Raw genomic sequence first — 17,481 nt, 5'->3', positions numbered from 1 at the left:
CTGCTTCACCTCGACCGGCTTCTGCGCGAACCGCGGAAATGTCTCGGCGACGACCGGTCCGTCCAGCCGCTAGGAATAGCAGTCGCCGACGAAGAATGGCTGCTCTCGCCGCTCAAACAGTTTGCGTACGACCTGCGCCATGTCGTCAGCCGGCAGACCCTGCCGGGTTATGAACTCGTGATCAGTCACGATTCAAGCGGCGCTGAGCGACCGAACTTCAAACCCGTCCCTCTTGACGGGCTCACCGCGCGACTTCGCAGGCGCGGCCTCATTGCGCGTTCGGAGGATAGCCGATCGTCAGCTTGATGTGGTCCGAACTGCCAAATTTTGCGTTTTTAGGGGCCTGTTATCCGAATGAAATCAATGTCTTGTGCGGGCGGGGCTGCCCATGCGCACTCATGGGAGAAGGGTGCGCATCCCCGAGTCGTGAAATGGGCACGGCAACTTTTGGTAAAGGATTCCGATTTTTGCGCAGATCGGTTGTTCGCGTTGGAGCGAGGGTCTTAGCCCATCATAACCTTGTCGGCCCGGCTACGTCCGGTTCTTCGATCAACCCCGAGTTCGAAAGTAACACGATCACCTGGCCTAGGTGTTACTCCAGGCAGAAGGGACGTGACATGGAAGAAGATATCTTCCCCACCGGTATCCGGCTTTATGAATCCGAAGCCTTTGTCTTCCTTAAACAGCTTGACCATGCCCGTGGACATTTCACTATTTCTCCGCTCAAAGACCGCATAATCGCACCTCCCTGTTAACGAGTTGCTTAGGCTGCGACAGCAAGTGGTTAACGCGTCCGTAGGAATCCGGGGAAAGCGGCAAGCTCGGTATCCTCGCTGAGGCCCGTTTCTCCTGCCGATGTTTTTGTTCCACGCGCGGAAAGTAATAGAGGTTGCTGGGGCGGCGGCGGATATCGAGAGAGAGCACTCGAAAGGTTGTAGCAGGCGATGCGTGCCAGCCCGCACGATCTGCTGATGTGGCCTTGGTTGATCTGGCGTGGGCTCTTGCAGTTCCTTCCACGCGATGTCACGGCCTGCGCTGCAGGCATTGCGCCAAGTTGCTCGCCTGCATCCGGGTTATGTAGTTACCTTCCAATCCATTGCCGCGCCGCTTATCCTGGGCGTTTGACGAGGCGCGCCCAGTCGCTGGAGCAGCTTGAGCGTTGGCCGAACCGGATAGCGGAAATCCTCTTTTGAAGATTTAGCAAGTCAACCGCCTTCGGCGTCAGAGCTGCGACGCTCGCCAGTTGTTCGGATTGCGAAATATGGTCCTGCGTCAAAGAAATAGCTCCATCGGAATTCCCAGAGCATCTAGCGCTCGGGCCCAGGCCACGAAGGCATATCAGACGGTTTGAGCGCGGCGCGCTCCAGTCTGCGAAGCGGTCAAACACGCGGCAGCCCCGCGCGCGCAGCGGCGATCAGGGTGAGACTCCGCATTGCCTCGCCCTAATTGTTACCGGATGCTGAGCCGTTGCCTCACGTAAATTGCTCCCTTGGATCGGGAACGAGCGGGGGCGAAGATGGGGTGGCTAAGCATGGCAACGCGGAAGGAACTGACGGCGGCAGCAGGCGCGCGCTATCGGCGTTCGGATCGCGCGAAGAAGGCGCGGATATTGGACGAGTTCGTCGACATCACCGGATTCCATCGCAAGCATGCGATGCGACTACTTCGAGGTCAGGAAGACGCACGCCAAGGCCGACGGGCGCGATGTCGAGTCTATAATGAGGCAGAACACAACGCGCTCGTGCTCCTTTGGGAGGCGTCAGACCGGATCTGCGGGAAGCGGCTGAAGGCGTTAATGCCTGCGCTGATTGAGGCGATGGAACGGCACGGCCACCTCGACCTTGCCCCCGAGATCCGCGACAGACTTTTGGCGATGAGCGCTGCGACGATCGACCGCGCATTGGTGCGGGTCCGAGAAGAATTAGGTCGCAAGCGCCGGCGGCACGCGGCGCATTCATTGCGTCGCAGTGTTCCAATAAGGACGTCGGCAGATTGGAATGATCCGGCGCCGGGATTCGTCGAGGCCGACCTTGTCGCGCATAGCGGTCCATCTGCGCGCGGCAGCTTCATACAGACCCTCGTGCTCACCGACATTGCTACTGGCTGGACGGAGTGCGCTCCTCTGATCGTGCGCGAACAGACGCTGTTGAGTGCGGTGCTGACGGAATTGCGCAAACAATTGCCTTTTGCGCTGCTCGGCCTCGACACTGACAATGATACCGTGTTCATGAACGAGACGTTGAAAGCCTACTGCGAGGCGGCCAACATCGTCTTCACGCGTTGCCGGCCCTACCGAAAGAATGACCAGGCGTTCGTCGAGCAGAAGAACGGCGCCGCCGTGCGCAGGATGGTCGGCTATCGTCGGTTCGAGGGCCTGGAAGCGGCCAACCTGCTGGCTGAACTCTATCGATCGGCGCGGCTGTTCGTGAACTTCTTCCAACCCTCGTTCAATTGATAGCCAAGCAGCGCGACGGTGCGCGTGTGCGCAAGACATACAGCGCGCCGACAACACCACACCAGCGCTTGGCCGCCGACGCCCGCACGCCCGACGCGGTTCGCGCCCAACTCCAAGAAATCTATGCCGCTCTTGATCCGGTCGCGTTGTTGCGCGATATCCGCGGCGCGCAGGAAGGCCTCGCGGCGCTTGCGGATACCCAGCCTATCGTCAATCCTGTGGGGCATCGCAATCGATTGATCTCTTTCTGGCAAGTCTACGAACCGCCTGGAAGGACGGAGCTATGCGACCGACGGATCGGCCAATCGCGAAAGCGAAGAGAGGTCGGCGCCGTCCCGACCCGCTCATCAGGGCAACGCCAGATTTGCGAAAATGGTTTGAAGTCGAACCTTGGCGGACTGGCAGCGAACTGCTCTCCCGGTTGCAGGTGGAATATCCTGGAGCCTATCCGAACAAGCTTCTTCGAACGCTTCAACGTCGACTTAAATCCTGGCGCAGCGAGCAAGCGAACGCGTTACTGTTCGTTCCTACGGAGGAAACGCTTCCGGAGTATGAGGTCACAACACCCCAATGATGTGCCAGGTGCCAGCGGAGGAGGCCGGGCGCTCCGAAACCCCGGCCATCTCCGCACCCGGCCTCCTCCTCAACCCAAGCCGGGAGCAAAATAAATGAGGCAACCGATCGCACTCGGGAGCATCGATATGTGAGGCAATACGCGCTCTCATCCTGATTGTCGCGCTATAAGGGGTGCAGAAGAGAAAGCAGGCGCTGGCGAAGCCTCTCGCGATCAAGCTGTACTTCGCGCATTACCGCAAGCTCGGCTTCAATCTTGCTCGTGTCCTCATTCAGCCGCCTACATTCGATGAGCTGCGCTTCTTTCTCCGCCAGCCGCCGTTCTCCTTCGACTGTCGCGAATTCAATCTGCCTTAACTCGTCAATGATCGGCTCTTTGTACATCTCGTTGCGATGGCTGAACCGTGCGTCATGCTCGTTTGTCTTGCAATCTCCAAACGGCTCAACAACGCTTCAAGTTCCTAATGAGCCTTGCGATAGCGGGAACGACCGCAAGCGCTGCACTTGATGTGCGCCGAGTTTTCAGCCCAGTCCCAATCCAGGCAGATCGGCGAGCTTCAGCCGGCCGTTGTGCTGGCACCCGACGCAGAACATGAGCACCGTCTTCCGCCGTTGCGATCGACGGGGCCGGACAGTAGCGGAGATGACGAGCGGGCTTGCGGCGCCAGGGCATGCGCCAATGATCGCGAATATCTCGCGCCGATCTCAGCAGTGGAAGCACCGTTGGTTGTCCCTCATGTCGACGACGCGCGCCCGGAGCTTCGCGACGCCTTCCACGCGCGTTAGAAGCCGCCTATGAGGCGCTTAAGGAAGCCGGCGCAACTCGGAAGGAAGCTTGGGATCAGTATCGGGCGTGGGAGGCCAAGAACCCCAGCCCAAGCGCTCCGCGGGCATACCGACAATGGTCGCGTCGGGCTAAGCGGCTGGCGGATGATCTCGAGCTTACACCCAAGCTTGAGCACTATGAGAGGGCTCAAAAGTGCTATCGAGATGCGCAGCATGGCATCGGTTTAGTGCGGGCCAGAGATCTCTCCGAACTTGCTGTAAAATCGATGGCCTCGATGGCTTTTGAAGGGGCGGTCTTGGGCGACGCCAAGGCGCAGTATTACCTGCGCGACGAGAAGCAGATCGTCGCATGGTCCGTCGCGTTCGATCTCATATTGCTTGCTGGTAACCCGGTCGCCGCCTCAGCGCTGAATCGAGGAGGGCGATCACCGCAGGCCACTGATCCGGCTTTGGAGGCCATCGCAAAACACCAGCAGGCGGACGCGGACCACAATGCAGCCATCACGGCGACCGACGCCACCGAATATCGCTCTGAGGCCTATTGGCTGGCCGACGACCATCAAGGAGCATGCTGCCATGCGGAGGCCGATGCAGCTTGGGATCTGGCCAGGACAATTCCGACGACATTGGCCGGCGTTGCTGCGGTTCTCGAGTACGTGAACCAGTACGAAGACAAGGGCGAGGAATGGCCCAACAGTGACTGCATCGGTCGGGAGGGCTGGCATTATCAGCTACGGCAGACGATGGCCGCTGCAGCCGTCAACTTAGCCTAGCGTGAAGGCGAGGCGCCCGCCGGTTCACGCCGGCGGGTTTTCCCCTGGCGCAATTTCCATTGTTTCCGGTGGTCGACGGTGGCGCGCGCTATGTTCGGCCATGGCTTTCACCGCCTCATCTTCGTCGGCGCAAAAAGCGATGCTTCGCCGATCGGCAAACACGAGCCACTGACGAAGGCCAACTTCCCTGATGACGTACTCGGTCATTTTCGAGCGTCCCGCAGCGAGTGGGCTGCATCTTATGCAAACGACGTTGCCGTTCCATTAATCAGAAGCCGGCCCAGACGGTGAGCGCGGGCGGCGGCCTGGATTTGATCAAAAAGTACGCCGCCGGGCTTGAATGCAGCATCCCGGCGGCGGTCTTCCAGCTGGCCCTGCAATCCCAGCAACACTGCGGTAGCAGGGCGGTCAACACACGCGAGTGATGCAGATCAATCTGCCCGCCGGATGATCCTACCGACGGGCTTTTGCGCGAAATCACCAGCGGCGATAACCGCCGTGATAGCCGTAACCCCTGTGATAACCGTAGCCCCTGTGCACGTATCCGTAACGACGGACGCCGTAGCCACGATAGCCGTAACCGTAGCCGTACGGCCTGTAGACGGGCGCCGTGCGGACACAGCCGTTCGGGCCGCAGACTACGGCAACGTTCTCGACGTTTGAAGCGGGATAAAGTGTGGCGAGCGGCATCGCTGACGCGCTACCTGCCGCAGCAAGGCTGCCGAGCGCAGCAAGTCCAACAAGTGCAAATTCAAGCTTCATGGTTTCCTCTCGTGGAATCTAAGGCACCCCACACTGTAGGAAGTTGAACGTGAATGCTGGATGAGCAGGCCAGCCGTTTTTGCGTGATGAAAATGCGGCATGCTTGTGCTCTGCGCGGGTGTCCGCAAGCGGCCCATAGGAGCATCCGGAACGATGAGGGTGCCAAGGTCAGACTAGCTAAATGCGATAACGAGCAGGCCCGAGCACAACAGCACAAGGCAGGTCGCGATTAGCGCGAGGAATCCATCGGACACGAAGTCATGATTACGCATGACACACCTCCCTGTCGCGGATGGAGGCTGGTCCGAATTTATTAAAGATTTCGGAATCGAGTTTTTGGAGGGCGGGCAACTACTGTCTTTGCTGCCCAACTTCACGAAAGCCGTGTGGATCATCGAAATAGTCCCAAGAAAAGACGCCGCCGGTCTCAAAAATACACGCCCGGCGGCGTTTCCTTCCTGAACTGGGGGCCCTGAAATCCCCAGCGCAGAGTCAACCGCAGAACCTGTGGCCTCGGTGATTGGCCGAAGGGCACTTCTTGTTACGCACTGTGATGTTGCGAGAGGAGCAGGAACAAGTGGTAATGTCGGGAATCTTACACAGGCTCCCGCGATAGGTTGCCCCCCGACCGGGAGTTTAAAGCGGCGCCAGGGCCGCTATCGTTGTTGTGCGGCATCGCCATCCTCAGGAACAAGTGGTCGGGCCAATGAGTCCCTTCATTGCTCCCGGAGACAGGTGGCGCGCTCGACCGGGAGTCTGGAATGGCGGCCTCGGCGCGCCGTCGGGGCCGTTCGTGTTTGTGGGTTGGACTGTGGGCTAATTTCGGTAGCTTAAATTAATTGTATTGTTTTCAAGATCTTAGGAGTGTATTGATCGGCTGATGCCGCAGCGGCGCCGACTGCCGCAACAACTGTTTCCTTGGCCAGTCCAGATGCCGAGCTGACCGAACTGGGGAGGCGGTTCGTCGAAATATCGCGGCTTCGGGATGCCGCGAACGATGAAACGGGCCGCCTGGTTGAGATCGCCCGCCGGTCATACCCGTCCGGGGACCTATCGGGACGCGTGTCTGCGCGGCGAGGAGGCGCGCAGCGGGTACAATGCAGCTATAGCCGACGCTGACGAGCAGTCGGGCTTAGCAGCGGCGCAAGAGGCGTTTGATGGCGCCATGGATCAGTTGCGCGCGCTCTACGCCCGCATGATCACAATGCGCCCGACGACGATCGACGGAATGCGGGCCATCGCTTCGGCGGTCTTCCATTTCGAGTGGGATAGGGTCGAATACGCCGAGGGGGCCATCGAAGGCGCAGCGCTCGCCGTGCTGGTCGCCGGCCTACTCGATAAGCCACTTCCGGATCATCTGCCAGCGTCGAGGCGGAAGAGTGCGAACTAATCAGCAAGCTCGCGACCAACGCGGCAAAGAAAGCGCTGTTCGTCAAACTGGCAGCGCATCACCGAGCACTCGCTGACGAAGTCGAGCGCGCAATGATTGAGTCGAAATAGGAAGCACAAGCGGAGAAGACCGCGAGGCGAGAAGTACGATTGGGTTCTGGAGTTCGACATCAAGCGACTGTTCGACAATATCGACCACGAGCTTCTGCTTCGGGCCGTCCGGAAACATGTGACGTGCGCATGGGCGCTGCTCTACATTGAAAGATGGCTGACAGCGCCGATGGTGCAAGAGGATGGAACGATAATCGAGCGAAGCCGTGGTATCCCACAAGGGGGCGTGGTGAGCCCGATCCTCGCCAACCTCTTCATGCACTATGCATTTGATCTCTGGATGGCACGGATGTTCCCCGATCTCAGGTGGTGTCGGTATGCGGATGACGGTGCGCCACGACGGCGCGGAGGAGGTGTGATGTAGAGCACCTTTGAGCAGCCTTGCTGCACAGAAGATGGGGGGCGGCCCCTCGAACTCGGGTTGCAGGATCAGGGTTCAAACCACCGGCTGCTGCTTCGGCCCAATGGTCGAGGTGGTGAGCGAGACCGGAAAAGGCAGAGCAAGACTCTGTCAGGTAAGGATCGAGGAGACGAGCGCAAGCGAACCACCGATGAACTGTCGAAAGCGTAGGGAAGACGTCAAAACCAAGGGGTAGTCGTTATCTTGGGATCAGTCTGAGCGATACCTGTTTACGGCTCAGGCGGCGTCCGGCAGGCGAGGTGGCGTGACCTCGGTTCAGGCTTCTGTGCGGAACGTGGGAACCTGTATCGCGATGCCAAGGGAATGGTTCAAGTGGAAGCCCCACAAGAGTCTGAGTACCAATGCGCGATGCAGGGACGGAGCCGTGTGTAGTAGTGACGAAGGCACTGTAATGGTGGCGGAGCGAAGGCACGGCACTGTCCCGCTTGATTGGAAGAACAACCGGAAACGGGAGGACTCTTTTGGGTCAAGCAAAGCCGTATGACATCCCCAAGCGCTGGGTTTGGGAGGCGTACAAACGGGTTAAAGCAAATCGGGGCGCAGCCGGTGTGGACGAGCAGTCGATCGAGGTGTTCGAGGCAGACTTGCAGAGCAATCTGTACAAGCTCTGGAATCGAATGTCTTCGGGTAGCTACTTTCCACCGCCGGTCAAGCGTGTGCAGATCGACAAGCGCGACGGCGGGAAGAGGCCGCTAGGAATTCCTACGGTGTCGGATCGCGTTGCTCAGGCGGTCGTCAAAGGATATCTGGAGCCGGATTTGGAGAAACACTTTCATCCAGACTCGTTCGGATATCGACCCGGAAAATCGGCGCTCGATGCCGTTGGGGTTGCTCGCCAGCGATGCTGGCGGCATCCCTTCGTGCTCGATCTCGACATTCGGGCCTATTTTGACTCGATATCGCATGAACTTTTGCTCAAGGCGATTCGGAAGCACACGGACTGCGCCTGGGTGTTGTTGTACATTGAACGGTGGCTTAAAGCTCCCGTTCAACTGGAAGACGGCACCCTTGAACCCCGAGAGAAGGGCACGCCGCAGGGCTCGGTGGTATCACCGCTGATGGCGAATCTCTTTCTCCACTATACGTTCGACATGTGGATGCGAAGAAATCATCCGAGCATCCCGTTCGAGCGTTATGCCGATGATATTCTCTGCCATTGCGACAGTGAGCGGCAGGCACAAGAACTGAAGGAGGCGCTTGCGAAGCGCTTTGCCGAATGCGGACTGGAGCTTCATCCGAACAAGACGAAGGTAGTCTATTGTAAGGATGACGACCGGCGAGGTGATTATCCTGAACAGAAATTCGACTTTTTGGGCTACACGTTCCGTGCCCGTCGGTCGAAGAATCGTTGGGGAAAGCACTTCGTCAACTTCAGCCCCGGTGTCAGCAATGCCGCGACGAAGGCAATCCGACAGGAAATCCGTGCCTGGCAACTACGCTGCCGGGTGGATAAGAGGATCGACGACCTGGCGAGGATGTTCAACCCGATCATTCGAGGCTGGATGAACTACTATGGTCGGTACTACAAGTCGGCGCTTTATCCGACACTACGCCATCTCGACCGATGTCTCGCGCGATGGGCGATGTCGAAATACAAACGTCTGCGGCGACATCGAAGACGGGCAGAGCACTGGGTACGGGACATTGCGTGCCGCACCCCCACGCTGTTGGCCCATTGGCCGATGCTGCACAAGACGGCGGCTGGACGGTAAGAGCCGGATGAGCGGAGACGTTCACGTCCGGATCTGTGAGCGCCTGGGGGTGAAACTCCCCCGGGCGACTCGACGGTTGGTACATTGTCGGAATGAGATGGAGGCGCAAAGCGTTCGCGAAGCGCTCCAGGCTCGGCTGGCGAAGTGCCGCCTGGAATTGCATCCTACGAAGACGAGGATCGTCTACTGCAAGGATGATCGACGCCGAGGTAAAAGCGAGACGGTCATGTTTGACTTTCTCGGTTATTGCTTCCGGCCACGATCGGTCCTGGGGCCGCATTCGCAGAAGATGTTCTGTGGGTTCACCCCAGCGGTCAGCAAACCAGCGCTGAACGCCATGCGGGCAACGGTCCGAGGCTTGAAACTTCGCAGGCGAACCGAGGTGACGCTGGACGATATTGCTCGCGAGCTAAACCCGATGGTTAGGGGGTGGATCGCTTATTATGGGCAATACACGCGCTCAGCGCTTTATCCTTTGGCACGCTACATCAACCAGACGTTAGCTATTTGGCTGAAGCGAAAGTACAAGCGCTTCCATCACCGTTTAGGACGCGCGCGTCTCTTCCTGGAGAAGATCGCGCGTGAGAAGCGCAGGCTCTTTGTGCATTGGCAACTCGGCGATGACGGCAAGCTTGCCTGATGGGAGCCGGGTGAGGCGAGAGTCTCACGCCCGGTTCTGCGAGAGGCTGGAGGTGAAATCCCTCCGGCCTACTCACCCCACCGTGCCCGTGCTGGCCTTGGGCAAGTGCGATGTCGCGCGATGCTGGGTCTATGTGAAGGACGACCGCCCCTTCGGCGGCTCAGATCCGCCGGCGGCGATGTTTTATTACTCGCGCGATCGAAGTGGTGAGCATCCGCAGGCGCATCTGGCCAACTACACCGGCATCCTCCAGGCCGACGCCTTCGGCGGATACATCAAGCTCTACGAGCCCGAGCGAAGTCCTGGGCTTATCAGCGAAGCGGCTTGTTGGGTCCATGCCCGGCGCCCGTTCTTCGCCATGGCGGATCTTGAGGAAAACGCGCGGCGCAAAGCGGCCGGAAAGAAGGAAATCGTCATCTCGCCCGTCGCCATGGAGATCGTGCGCCGCATCGACGCTCTGTTCGAGATCGAGCGCTCTATCAATGGCCAAAACGCCGACCAACGAAAGGCTGTTCGCCAGGCGCAGAGCGCACCGCTCGTCGCCGATCTGGAAGCCTATATGCGTGAGCAGTGCGCCAAGCTCTCCCGCGGCCACGATCTGGCCAAGGCCATGAACTACATGTTCAAGCGCTGGGCCTCCTTCACACGCTTCCTCGACGATGGTCGCGTCTGCCTCTCGAACAATGCAGCCGAGAGAGCGCTGCGCGGCATCGCATTGGGCAGAAAGTCGTGGTTATTCTGTGGGTCCGACCGCGGAGGGCGCCGAGCCGCCGCCATGTATAGCCTCATCGTCTCTGCCAAGATGAACGACGTCGACCCTCAGGCCTGGCTCGCTGATGTACTCGCTCGCATCGCCACCCACCCCGCCCACAGGCTTGATGAGCTGCTGCCCTGGAACTGGAAGACTGCGCAACAGCACGGCCTTGCGGCACAGGCGGCTTGATGAGGCACGTCAACAAGGTCAGCCACGTGTTCACTCTCGGCCATGTCGCTGAGATGCTCGGCGAAGACGAGGAATGGCTGTTCGAGGCCGCCGAAGAAATGGACACCGAGGACGGCCAGCTATGGGTCGTCGGTGTCGGTGAAGACGGGGTGATGGCGTTCACCGATGATGGAATCGAGAACCTCAAACATCTGATCCAGATCCACAAGGACGCTCCTTGGATCATTGAAGAACGCCGCCGGGTGCTCGCGGCGATCGTTAAGCCGAAGGCCGAAAAGCCCGACGAGGTTTAGCCGGTAACTGGACAAACCAGCCAGCCGGCGGCCTACGCCGCATGCTTAGTGCGCCAGTGAAACTGGCGAAGGATAGTCGATGAAAGTTCGATACAGGAAAGGAGTAGCGACCCACCCTGACCCCGAGTCATGCGGAGGTGTCCGTGAGGGCGACTTCGAAGCGTTGACAGGGGAAACCGCAGGCCAGCCATTGAGCCGCGAAATCGAAAGTCTGGAGCGCCGACGCAGTTATGCAATGCGGAAGGCAACACGTTGGACGGCGTCTATCGCAAGCCACCCAACGGCTCCACGCGGTCGGAGACCCTGAGCATGCGGGGAAATCCTTCGCACAGGAACTGGGAGATCTCGTCGTCGCCCGAGGGGGAACAATCTTCGGGCAGGCTGGGGAAGGCTGAATGCCGTAAGCCCAGCACCACCGTCGACGAGAAGTCGGATGTCTGCACAGTACCAATGAACGATCTGAACAAGAGCGACGGGTCCACACCGATGCTCGCGGAAGGTCCGGAGGGAAGGCGGGCAGCCAAGGGCAATAGCAAACATCCTCCCGTGCCCCGGACACAGAGCCGGACCAGCGCGTCGACGAGGTTGGATGTTATACGTGAACTGGCAAGACGGAATAAGAAGACACGGTTCACAGCGCTGATGCACCATGTGACGCGCGAACTGCTAACGGAAAGCTTCAGGGGACTGAAGCACTCCGCTGCATCCGGCGTCGACGGAGTGACATGGCGTGACTACGAGGAAGGACTCGACGAGCGAATCGAAGTGCTTTGGGACGCGGTCCAGTCAGGCCGCTATCGGGCACTCCCGTCTCGCCGAGTGTATATCCCCAAGATAAATGGCAAACTGAGACCGCTCGGAATCGCAGCGCTGGAAGATAAAATCGTCCAGCACGCGGTGACGACGGTCTTGAATGCGATTTACGAGGTGGACTTTCTCGGCTTTTCCTATGGATTCCGGGAGGGGCGGAGCCAGCACCAAGCGCTGGACGCACTGTGGATCGGCATTCATCAGAAAAGAGTGAACTGGGTGCTCGACGCTGACATCCGTTCGTTCTTCGATACGATCGATCACGGGTGGATGATGCAGTTCCTCGAGCACAGGATCGCAGACCGCCGGCTCTTACGACTGATACGCAAGTGGTTAACCGCTGGCGTTGTCGAAGGTGGATTGAAGTCCGTAGCACGAGTAGGTACTCCGCAAGGAGCAGTGATCTCACCGCTTCTTGCTAACATTTACTTGCACTACGTCTTCGACCTCTGGACTCATCAGTGGCGAAGTAAGTCGGCAAAAGGGGATGTCATCGTCGTCCGCTATGCGGACGACAGTGTCATGGGCTTCGAAACAAAGTCCGAGGCCCTGCACTTTCTCGACGCACTGCGTGAGCGGATGGCGAAGTTCGGTCTGTCGCTGAATGAGGAGAAGACGCGGGTATTGGAATTTGGACGGTACGCGGCCGAGCGCCGCGCACGCCGGGGGCAACGCCGCCCGGAAACGTTCGACTTCCTCGGGTTCACGCACATCTGCGCGGTGACCCGGATAAACCCGCACTTCACAATCCGGCGCGTGACCATCGCCTCTCGCTTGCGGGCGACGCTGAGTGCGATACGACACGACCTGATGAAACGCCGCCATGCGCCTATCGGTGAGACCGGCGTTTGGCTCCGTCGCGTGATGCAGGGATACCTGAACTACCACGCGATCCCGGGGAACCTGAAGCGGCTCGGCATGTTCCGCGCCGAGGTCTGCCGGGCCTGGCTGCGCTCGCTTCGTCGACGCAGCCAGCGCTCTCGCATGACCTGGGAAAGGTTCCGACGATTCATTGGGCGATACATCCCGAAAGTCCGCGCATGTCATCCGCATCCCAACCCAAGGTATACGTCATGACCCAAGGCAGGAGCCGTATGCGGTAGTTCCGCTCGTACGGATCTGGGCGGGGGGCACGGAGAAATCCGTGTCCCTACCGCGACCGCCGTAACCCACCGGGTCCGCACAAAAGCGCGGCCCGATGACGACTCCGTCGTAACCCACCAACGTCGTACCCCGAAGATGTTAGGTTACGCTTCGCTAGGGCGATCATAAAGGCCGCGTTCGCTTTGCCCTGAAAAGGCGACATAGAAGCGATATGAATGCACGTCGGCCTTGGGCATCAGCACGCCGCTCGCCTCGTTCCGCCGCGCGGGCTGAAAGGAGTCGTCACGGCAGCAGCGTTGCGTCGCCGTCGAATGGGCCGGCGTACCAGGCGTTCTCGTCCGCGAGGGCGCGGGCCAGGGCCTCGTCCGTCGTCTTGTAGACGAGCGGATCGGTCGGGTAGCTCCTGACGTAAGGTTTCCAGCTCATCATGATCCGCCTGATGTGTCCGGCCACGCCGACCACCTCGAAGAGATGACCGCCCGAAGCGACCGCGTTCGAATACGCCGCATCAAGTAGCGCCTCGGTCACGTCCGGGTCGTCCTGCTCCACCAGGATGTCGGCAAGCATCGACCGTCGCAAGCCGGTCTTGCGGTCGACCGCATGAAGGACGACAGCATACCCCGCCAAGCGCTGGAATCGATGGCAGCAGAGCACGGCAACCGTCGAAGAGCTCCCTGGGAGCGTGAAGTGCCACCTGAGAGAGGCGGGGCTTCGGTCCGCCAGCAACCGAGGGGCCTCGCGCAATTTGCGCCGCCACAGTGCTTCGAATTCGTCCCCGATGTTCTTCACATCGATTTCCGTTATTTTGCTCATCAGACGGCCCCGCGGTCCGCGACGGAGCGAATCCAGCCGCAGTGCCGACGAGGCAAGGAAAGTCCCGACCGCCTCCATTCCGCTCCCGCGGCCGAACTTCGCTGCAAGCGCCCGTGCGAACTGACGAACATCCAGGATCCAGAACAAAATCTTGTCGTAGTCGGGGTCAGGCAACGACCTCGCATGAAGGGCTTTTGATTGATTGACCACGGATGCGGTCGAGTGCGTGATCACAAAGAGATCGACATCTCGCTGCCGGAAAAACGAAGCCAGCAGGCCGATGCAGCGAGTGCGGTACGAGGGGTCGATCACAAGGCCAGCGGCTATCGCGGCGATTATCGTTCGGCTTTCGAGCTGGTAGAGGACGGGAATGTTTCCCTGGTACCCGACAATCCCCTGCTCGGTCTCCAGCACCCATCCCATGCTGGGCTGCGATTTTGCGGCGACCAATGCGGGATTCTGCTGCCAGAGCCGCTGCCAGTTCTCCAGGCTGTCTTTCGCAAGTCCCCCGCGTTCTTTCAGCTTCGCGACGCTTTCGAAATCCGCGAACCGGACCTCTCGCTGCTTGGCCGGCGCCAACGCGCTTCCGGTCAGCGGCGCCGATACGGTTTGACGGGACGCGGGACGCCGTCGGCTTTTTAGGAGCCGGAGCAGGATGTCGGCGGCATGATACTTGGAGCGCGTCAGAATTTGCGCTCGCGTACCGGTCTGCACCATCAACCTCTCCCTAACCCGAATTCACTTCCCATCCCGGCGCCCGTCCAATGTGCGAGCCCAGTCACCGGGATATCATGGTGGCGATGACCCGATCGCCCCTTTTCGCTACCGAGGCTGTGTCAATTGCTCCGACACGAACAAGCATAAGGGGCCGATCAGCGTCATCCGTTCGGGGTCGAGATCCTCGAAATCGATTTCCCTGTCGAAGTGCTCGCCCGCCGCCATCATCATCTCGACGAAGGCTAGGGAATCGAGGGCTCCCGACAGCAGCAGGTCGTAGTCGTCGGGAAGATCGCGCAGCGGACGCAGTCCGCGGTCCTCCAGCTTGCGGTTGAGGAAGGCTCCTAAGAACGAGCGGACGTCGTCCGGGGTCGGAAGGTTCATTGACCGTCCCCCAAAAGCGCCGGCATGGACTTGCGGTCGTATTTGCCGTTGGCGTTGCGGGGCAACCGACTGCGGACGTGCCATCGTCTGGGGACCATGTAGTCGGGCAGGCGGGCGGCGACCGCCTCGCGCAGCCGGTCGAGATCGACCGCCCCTCCTTCGATGAGCACTTCGATGCCGACATAGCCGCTCGACGTGATGGGCCAGCCGATCGCCACGACGCCGTCGACGCCTGAGGCCTCGCGCACCACCGCCTCGACCTCGCCGAGTTCGACCCTGTGTCCGAGGATCTTCACCTGGGAATCCATGCGGCCGAGATGGGTCAGGGGACCGTCGCCAGCGGGCCGGCGCACACGGTCACCGGTACGGTAGAATACGTCTTCCCGTCCAGGCGGGACAACGAAGGCCGCAGCGGTCTTCTCGGGATCTTTCCAGTAGCCGAGTGACATCTGCGGACCGCGCATCAGCAGTTCGCCATCCGCGCCCGGCTCGACCTGGTTTAGACGCTCGTCAACGACGAGCACGTCCATTCCCGGGAACGGAGCGCCGATCGGCACAATTCCCATCTCCGATTCGGCTAGCGCGCGGTTTGGATCACATCGATAGCCGGTGCATGCGATGGTCAACTCCGTGGGTCCATAGACGTTTTCCACGACACTGTTCGGCGCGGCCATCGTCCAAGCCTCGACGCAACTGACGGGAAGCGGCTCACCGCAGAACAAGCTCAGCCTGAGCGAGGGAAACCCTCCCGGCTTCAGGAGGCCGGACTGCTTCATTAGGGCGACCATCGAGGGTACCGAGAACCAGACCGTCAGCCCCTGCTCGCGGATGAATCGCCCCGGATTGATCAGGGTCTTCTGCGAGGGACAGCAGACGCACGCGCCGCGTTCCCACGCCACGAACATGTCGGAGGCCGACAGGTCGAACGTCATGTCAAACGTTTGCGAGACAACATCCAGCTCCGTGATGGCGAAGCGCACCGCGACATGATCGACATAGGCGACGACGTTGCGGTGCGCAACCATCACCCCCTTCGGGGTTCCGGTGCTGCCGGATGTGAACAGCAGATAGGCGATCGCGTCCTCGCACGCCTCCGGCTCGCGCCAGTCGGTGTATTCTTCGAGATCGGCCGCCCCGACGACGACGTGCCGTGGCCATCGTTCGCGATAGGGGTGCGGATCCTTGAGACCGAGCGCGATCACGAGCAGCCGTTCGTCCACGCCCTCCATGAGCGCGTCCATCTGCGGCAAGGATTCTGCGTCGACGATGATTGAGCGGCACTCCGAACGGACGAACATCGATTTGGTCCGCTCGACCGGGAACGTGCGGTTCAGCGGCACGTAGCCGTTCCCCGCAAGAAGCGATCCGAGCACGCCGGCGAACGCTGTTGCGCTGCGATGCGCGAACACGGCAGTCAGGGGCGTCCATGACACCTCGCGATGGGCCTGGATGCAAGCCGCGATGCGGACGGCAACCTCGCGAAGCTGCCGATACGACAGCGATGCGCCCTGCGCAACGACGGCAGGACGGTCGGGAAACAGCTCTGCCGAGCGCAGGAAGCCTGTCCACAGCCCGCGCGGTGATCGGTCCGTGCGCAACTCCATCGAGCGATCCTCGTTTAGCCTGCCAACCCCTGACGCGCCGAATCGCGAAGCACGGACGCTTTCCGACGCCGGGCTTTCGTCAGCGCCAATCCGAAGACCTCGCCCGTGTGGACTAGTTCCTCGCGTGTGGGCGGGATGTCCAGGATGAACGTTCCGTAGCCGGCCGCGGCGTAGCGCGCGAGTTCGTCGGAGACGACACTGTAGTTGCCGACCAGATACGGGCAGAAGGTCTGGTAGTTTTCGAACGGGACGAGCCAATAAGGCGTATCCTGAGCGGCCGTCTCGGCCGCAAGATCGGACATCTGCTTGTGCCACGCCGAATCCGAAACCTTCATGGCCAGCTTGTGCGCCAGTTGCCCCTTCTTGTCCGTGGGGAAGCGCTCGTGCGCGACCCGCCAGGCCTCGTCGGCGCTCGGGCGGGCGATGATGCCGACGCGCACGCCCGAACCCGTGCAGTCGGCGGCGTCCGCCGGTCCGTACTCTGCGGACGGCTTGGGATATCTCACCGGCGTCGCGCCCAGCGCTTTGGCGGCCGCGAGCCCCGCTTCCGAGGAGCCCGACACGAACACGCCGGGCAGCAGCTCCGGCGGCAGCGGCGGCGTCATCCTGAGATTCCGGACGACATTGAATTCCCCTTCGAGGGTCACCGGCTCGGCGTTCTCCAGCAGCAGCTTGATGATGCCGGTGTACTCGACGAGCCTGGCGTACCGCTTGTCGTGCGCCGTCGCGTCGCCGAGCGCCGTCAGCTCGGTCGTGTAGCCGCCCGCGACCATGTTCAGATAGAGCCGGCGTCCGTACATATGCGCCAGCGAACTCACCATCTTCGCGATGCTGTACGGATGCATGTAGACGGGCTGCACCGCCACCAGCGGACAGAGCTGCTTGGTGCCCTGCAAGATGACCTGCGAGACGAGCCAGGGATCGACCAGGGAATTCTCCGTGTAGACTAGGATCCCCTTGCAGCCTGCCTCTTCGCTCCAGCGGGCTATGGCCTGCACCCGTTCGACATAGTCAGCCGCCGGGACCGTGCCGGATTGCGGGCACGTGCTAAAGACTTCAAAGCGGATATCGGAAAGCGCATCCATCAGCCACCTCCATCCAAAAAGGCGCAGGAACGCTGTGGGTTGGGAGTACTGTGCGTCATATTGTAGCAGATGCTCGCGAGGTCCCCCGACGCAAAGGTGGTACTCC

At 60.5% G+C, this 17,481-nt stretch carries 15 protein-coding genes and 2 pseudogenes; 9 read left to right on the top strand and 8 right to left on the bottom strand.

Annotated features, from left to right (window positions below; all coding sequences use genetic code 11):
* Positions 1-503: 503 nt before the first annotated feature.
* Positions 504-707, bottom strand: a complete 204-nt coding sequence (locus ACVIHF_RS22380; protein ID WP_456792554.1) for a cold-shock protein — start codon at positions 705-707, stop codon at positions 504-506.
* Positions 708-1,516: 809 nt separating this feature from the next.
* On the opposite strand from ACVIHF_RS22380, the pseudogene ACVIHF_RS22375 reads away from it, so the two are divergent.
* Positions 1,517-3,029 (top strand): annotated as a pseudogene (locus tag ACVIHF_RS22375) (ISNCY family transposase).
* A 164-nt stretch (positions 3,030-3,193) separates the two neighbouring features.
* Here ACVIHF_RS22375 and ACVIHF_RS22370 read toward each other — a convergent pair.
* On the bottom strand, positions 3,194-3,412 hold the full coding sequence (locus ACVIHF_RS22370; protein ID WP_253607749.1) for a hypothetical protein: 219 nt from the start codon (positions 3,410-3,412) through the stop codon (positions 3,194-3,196).
* A 698-nt stretch (positions 3,413-4,110) separates the two neighbouring features.
* On the opposite strand from ACVIHF_RS22370, the gene ACVIHF_RS22365 reads away from it, so the two are divergent.
* A complete protein-coding gene (locus tag ACVIHF_RS22365; RefSeq protein WP_253607750.1) occupies positions 4,111-4,587 on the top strand; it encodes a hypothetical protein in 477 nt (158 codons plus the stop codon).
* Between the two features lie 24 nt (positions 4,588-4,611).
* Here the strand turns inward: ACVIHF_RS22365 and ACVIHF_RS22360 are convergent, their stop codons facing one another.
* Both ACVIHF_RS22360 and ACVIHF_RS22355 read right to left on the bottom strand, forming a co-directional pair.
* On the bottom strand, positions 4,612-4,794 hold the full coding sequence (locus ACVIHF_RS22360; protein ID WP_253607751.1) for a hypothetical protein: 183 nt from the start codon (positions 4,792-4,794) through the stop codon (positions 4,612-4,614).
* A gap of 270 nt (positions 4,795-5,064) precedes the next feature.
* Positions 5,065-5,349 carry a hypothetical protein gene (locus ACVIHF_RS22355; RefSeq protein ID WP_253607752.1) on the bottom strand — a complete coding sequence of 95 codons (285 nt, stop codon included), beginning with the start codon at positions 5,347-5,349 and terminating at the stop codon, positions 5,065-5,067.
* Between the two features lie 997 nt (positions 5,350-6,346).
* Between ACVIHF_RS22355 and ACVIHF_RS22350 the strand changes: the two genes are divergently transcribed.
* The 7 genes and pseudogenes from ACVIHF_RS22350 (at position 6,347) to ltrA (ACVIHF_RS22320) (ending at position 12,745) form a co-directional block, all read left to right on the top strand.
* The gene (locus ACVIHF_RS22350; RefSeq protein ID WP_253607753.1) at positions 6,347-6,739 is read left to right on the top strand and encodes a hypothetical protein; all 393 of its coding nucleotides are present in this window, start codon (positions 6,347-6,349) and stop codon (positions 6,737-6,739) included.
* A 96-nt stretch (positions 6,740-6,835) separates the two neighbouring features.
* Complete coding sequence (locus ACVIHF_RS22345) at positions 6,836-7,213, top strand: reverse transcriptase domain-containing protein (RefSeq protein WP_456792552.1); 378 nt, start codon at positions 6,836-6,838, stop codon at positions 7,211-7,213.
* A gap of 518 nt (positions 7,214-7,731) precedes the next feature.
* On the top strand, positions 7,732-8,982 hold the full coding sequence (gene ltrA, locus ACVIHF_RS22340; protein ID WP_456791438.1) for a group II intron reverse transcriptase/maturase: 1,251 nt from the start codon (positions 7,732-7,734) through the stop codon (positions 8,980-8,982).
* 226 nt (positions 8,983-9,208) lie between these two features.
* Positions 9,209-9,622, top strand: coding sequence for a group II intron maturase-specific domain-containing protein (locus ACVIHF_RS22335; protein ID WP_456792551.1), 414 nt, complete (start codon positions 9,209-9,211; stop codon positions 9,620-9,622).
* Positions 9,623-9,635: 13 nt separating this feature from the next.
* A pseudogene (gene tnpC, locus ACVIHF_RS22330) lies at positions 9,636-10,565 on the top strand (IS66 family transposase); the annotation flags it as partial.
* Positions 10,565-10,858, top strand: a complete 294-nt coding sequence (locus ACVIHF_RS22325) for a hypothetical protein (protein ID WP_456792549.1) — start codon at positions 10,565-10,567, stop codon at positions 10,856-10,858. The pseudogene tnpC and the gene ACVIHF_RS22325, both read left to right, overlap by 1 nt.
* Before the next feature lie 450 nt (positions 10,859-11,308).
* Positions 11,309-12,745, top strand: a complete 1,437-nt coding sequence (gene ltrA / locus ACVIHF_RS22320; RefSeq protein ID WP_456791428.1) for a group II intron reverse transcriptase/maturase — start codon at positions 11,309-11,311, stop codon at positions 12,743-12,745.
* Between the two features lie 309 nt (positions 12,746-13,054).
* On the opposite strand, the gene ACVIHF_RS22315 is transcribed toward ltrA (ACVIHF_RS22320), so the two are convergent.
* The 4 genes from ACVIHF_RS22315 to ACVIHF_RS22300 all read right to left on the bottom strand — a co-directional run bounded on the left by ACVIHF_RS22315 (position 13,055) and on the right by ACVIHF_RS22300 (position 17,375).
* On the bottom strand, positions 13,055-14,302 hold the full coding sequence (locus tag ACVIHF_RS22315; protein WP_456792548.1) for a hypothetical protein: 1,248 nt from the start codon (positions 14,300-14,302) through the stop codon (positions 13,055-13,057).
* 105 nt (positions 14,303-14,407) lie between these two features.
* Positions 14,408-14,686, bottom strand: a complete 279-nt coding sequence (locus ACVIHF_RS22310; protein ID WP_253607759.1) for an acyl carrier protein — start codon at positions 14,684-14,686, stop codon at positions 14,408-14,410.
* Positions 14,683-16,290: an amino acid adenylation domain-containing protein gene (locus ACVIHF_RS22305; protein WP_456792546.1), complete on the bottom strand. Its 1,608-nt coding sequence runs from the start codon at positions 16,288-16,290 to the stop codon at positions 14,683-14,685. The genes ACVIHF_RS22310 and ACVIHF_RS22305 overlap by 4 nt, the downstream gene beginning before the upstream one ends.
* A gap of 14 nt (positions 16,291-16,304) precedes the next feature.
* Positions 16,305-17,375: an LLM class flavin-dependent oxidoreductase gene (locus tag ACVIHF_RS22300; RefSeq protein WP_456792545.1), complete on the bottom strand. Its 1,071-nt coding sequence runs from the start codon at positions 17,373-17,375 to the stop codon at positions 16,305-16,307.
* Positions 17,376-17,481: the final 106 nt, after the last annotated feature.

This window comes from Bradyrhizobium sp. USDA 4506, assembly GCF_054058795.1.
The sequence above is the reverse complement of the archived record's forward strand: the minus strand, read 5'-3'. Positions and strand labels throughout refer to the sequence as shown.

What these genes read in the sequence shown, in the direction of transcription:
- ACVIHF_RS22380 (WP_456792554.1), bottom strand. Translation starts at nt 707, where the DNA reads ATGTCCACGGGCATGGTCAAGCTGTTTAAGGAAGACAAAGGCTTCGGA.
- ACVIHF_RS22370 (WP_253607749.1), bottom strand. Translation starts at nt 3,412, where the DNA reads ATGTACAAAGAGCCGATCATTGACGAGTTAAGGCAGATTGAATTCGCG.
- ACVIHF_RS22360 (WP_253607751.1), bottom strand. Translation starts at nt 4,794, where the DNA reads ATGACCGAGTACGTCATCAGGGAAGTTGGCCTTCGTCAGTGGCTCGTG.
- ACVIHF_RS22355 (WP_253607752.1), bottom strand. Translation starts at nt 5,349, where the DNA reads ATGAAGCTTGAATTTGCACTTGTTGGACTTGCTGCGCTCGGCAGCCTT.
- ACVIHF_RS22350 (WP_253607753.1), top strand. Translation starts at nt 6,347, where the DNA reads ATGAAACGGGCCGCCTGGTTGAGATCGCCCGCCGGTCATACCCGTCCG.
- ACVIHF_RS22335 (WP_456792551.1), top strand. Translation starts at nt 9,209, where the DNA reads ATGTTTGACTTTCTCGGTTATTGCTTCCGGCCACGATCGGTCCTGGGG.
- ACVIHF_RS22325 (WP_456792549.1), top strand. Translation starts at nt 10,565, where the DNA reads ATGAGGCACGTCAACAAGGTCAGCCACGTGTTCACTCTCGGCCATGTC.
- ltrA (WP_456791428.1), top strand. Translation starts at nt 11,309, where the DNA reads ATGAACGATCTGAACAAGAGCGACGGGTCCACACCGATGCTCGCGGAA.
- ACVIHF_RS22315 (WP_456792548.1), bottom strand. Translation starts at nt 14,302, where the DNA reads ATGGTGCAGACCGGTACGCGAGCGCAAATTCTGACGCGCTCCAAGTAT.
- ACVIHF_RS22310 (WP_253607759.1), bottom strand. Translation starts at nt 14,686, where the DNA reads ATGAACCTTCCGACCCCGGACGACGTCCGCTCGTTCTTAGGAGCCTTC.
- ACVIHF_RS22305 (WP_456792546.1), bottom strand. Translation starts at nt 16,290, where the DNA reads ATGGAGTTGCGCACGGACCGATCACCGCGCGGGCTGTGGACAGGCTTC.
- ACVIHF_RS22300 (WP_456792545.1), bottom strand. Translation starts at nt 17,375, where the DNA reads ATGGATGCGCTTTCCGATATCCGCTTTGAAGTCTTTAGCACGTGCCCG.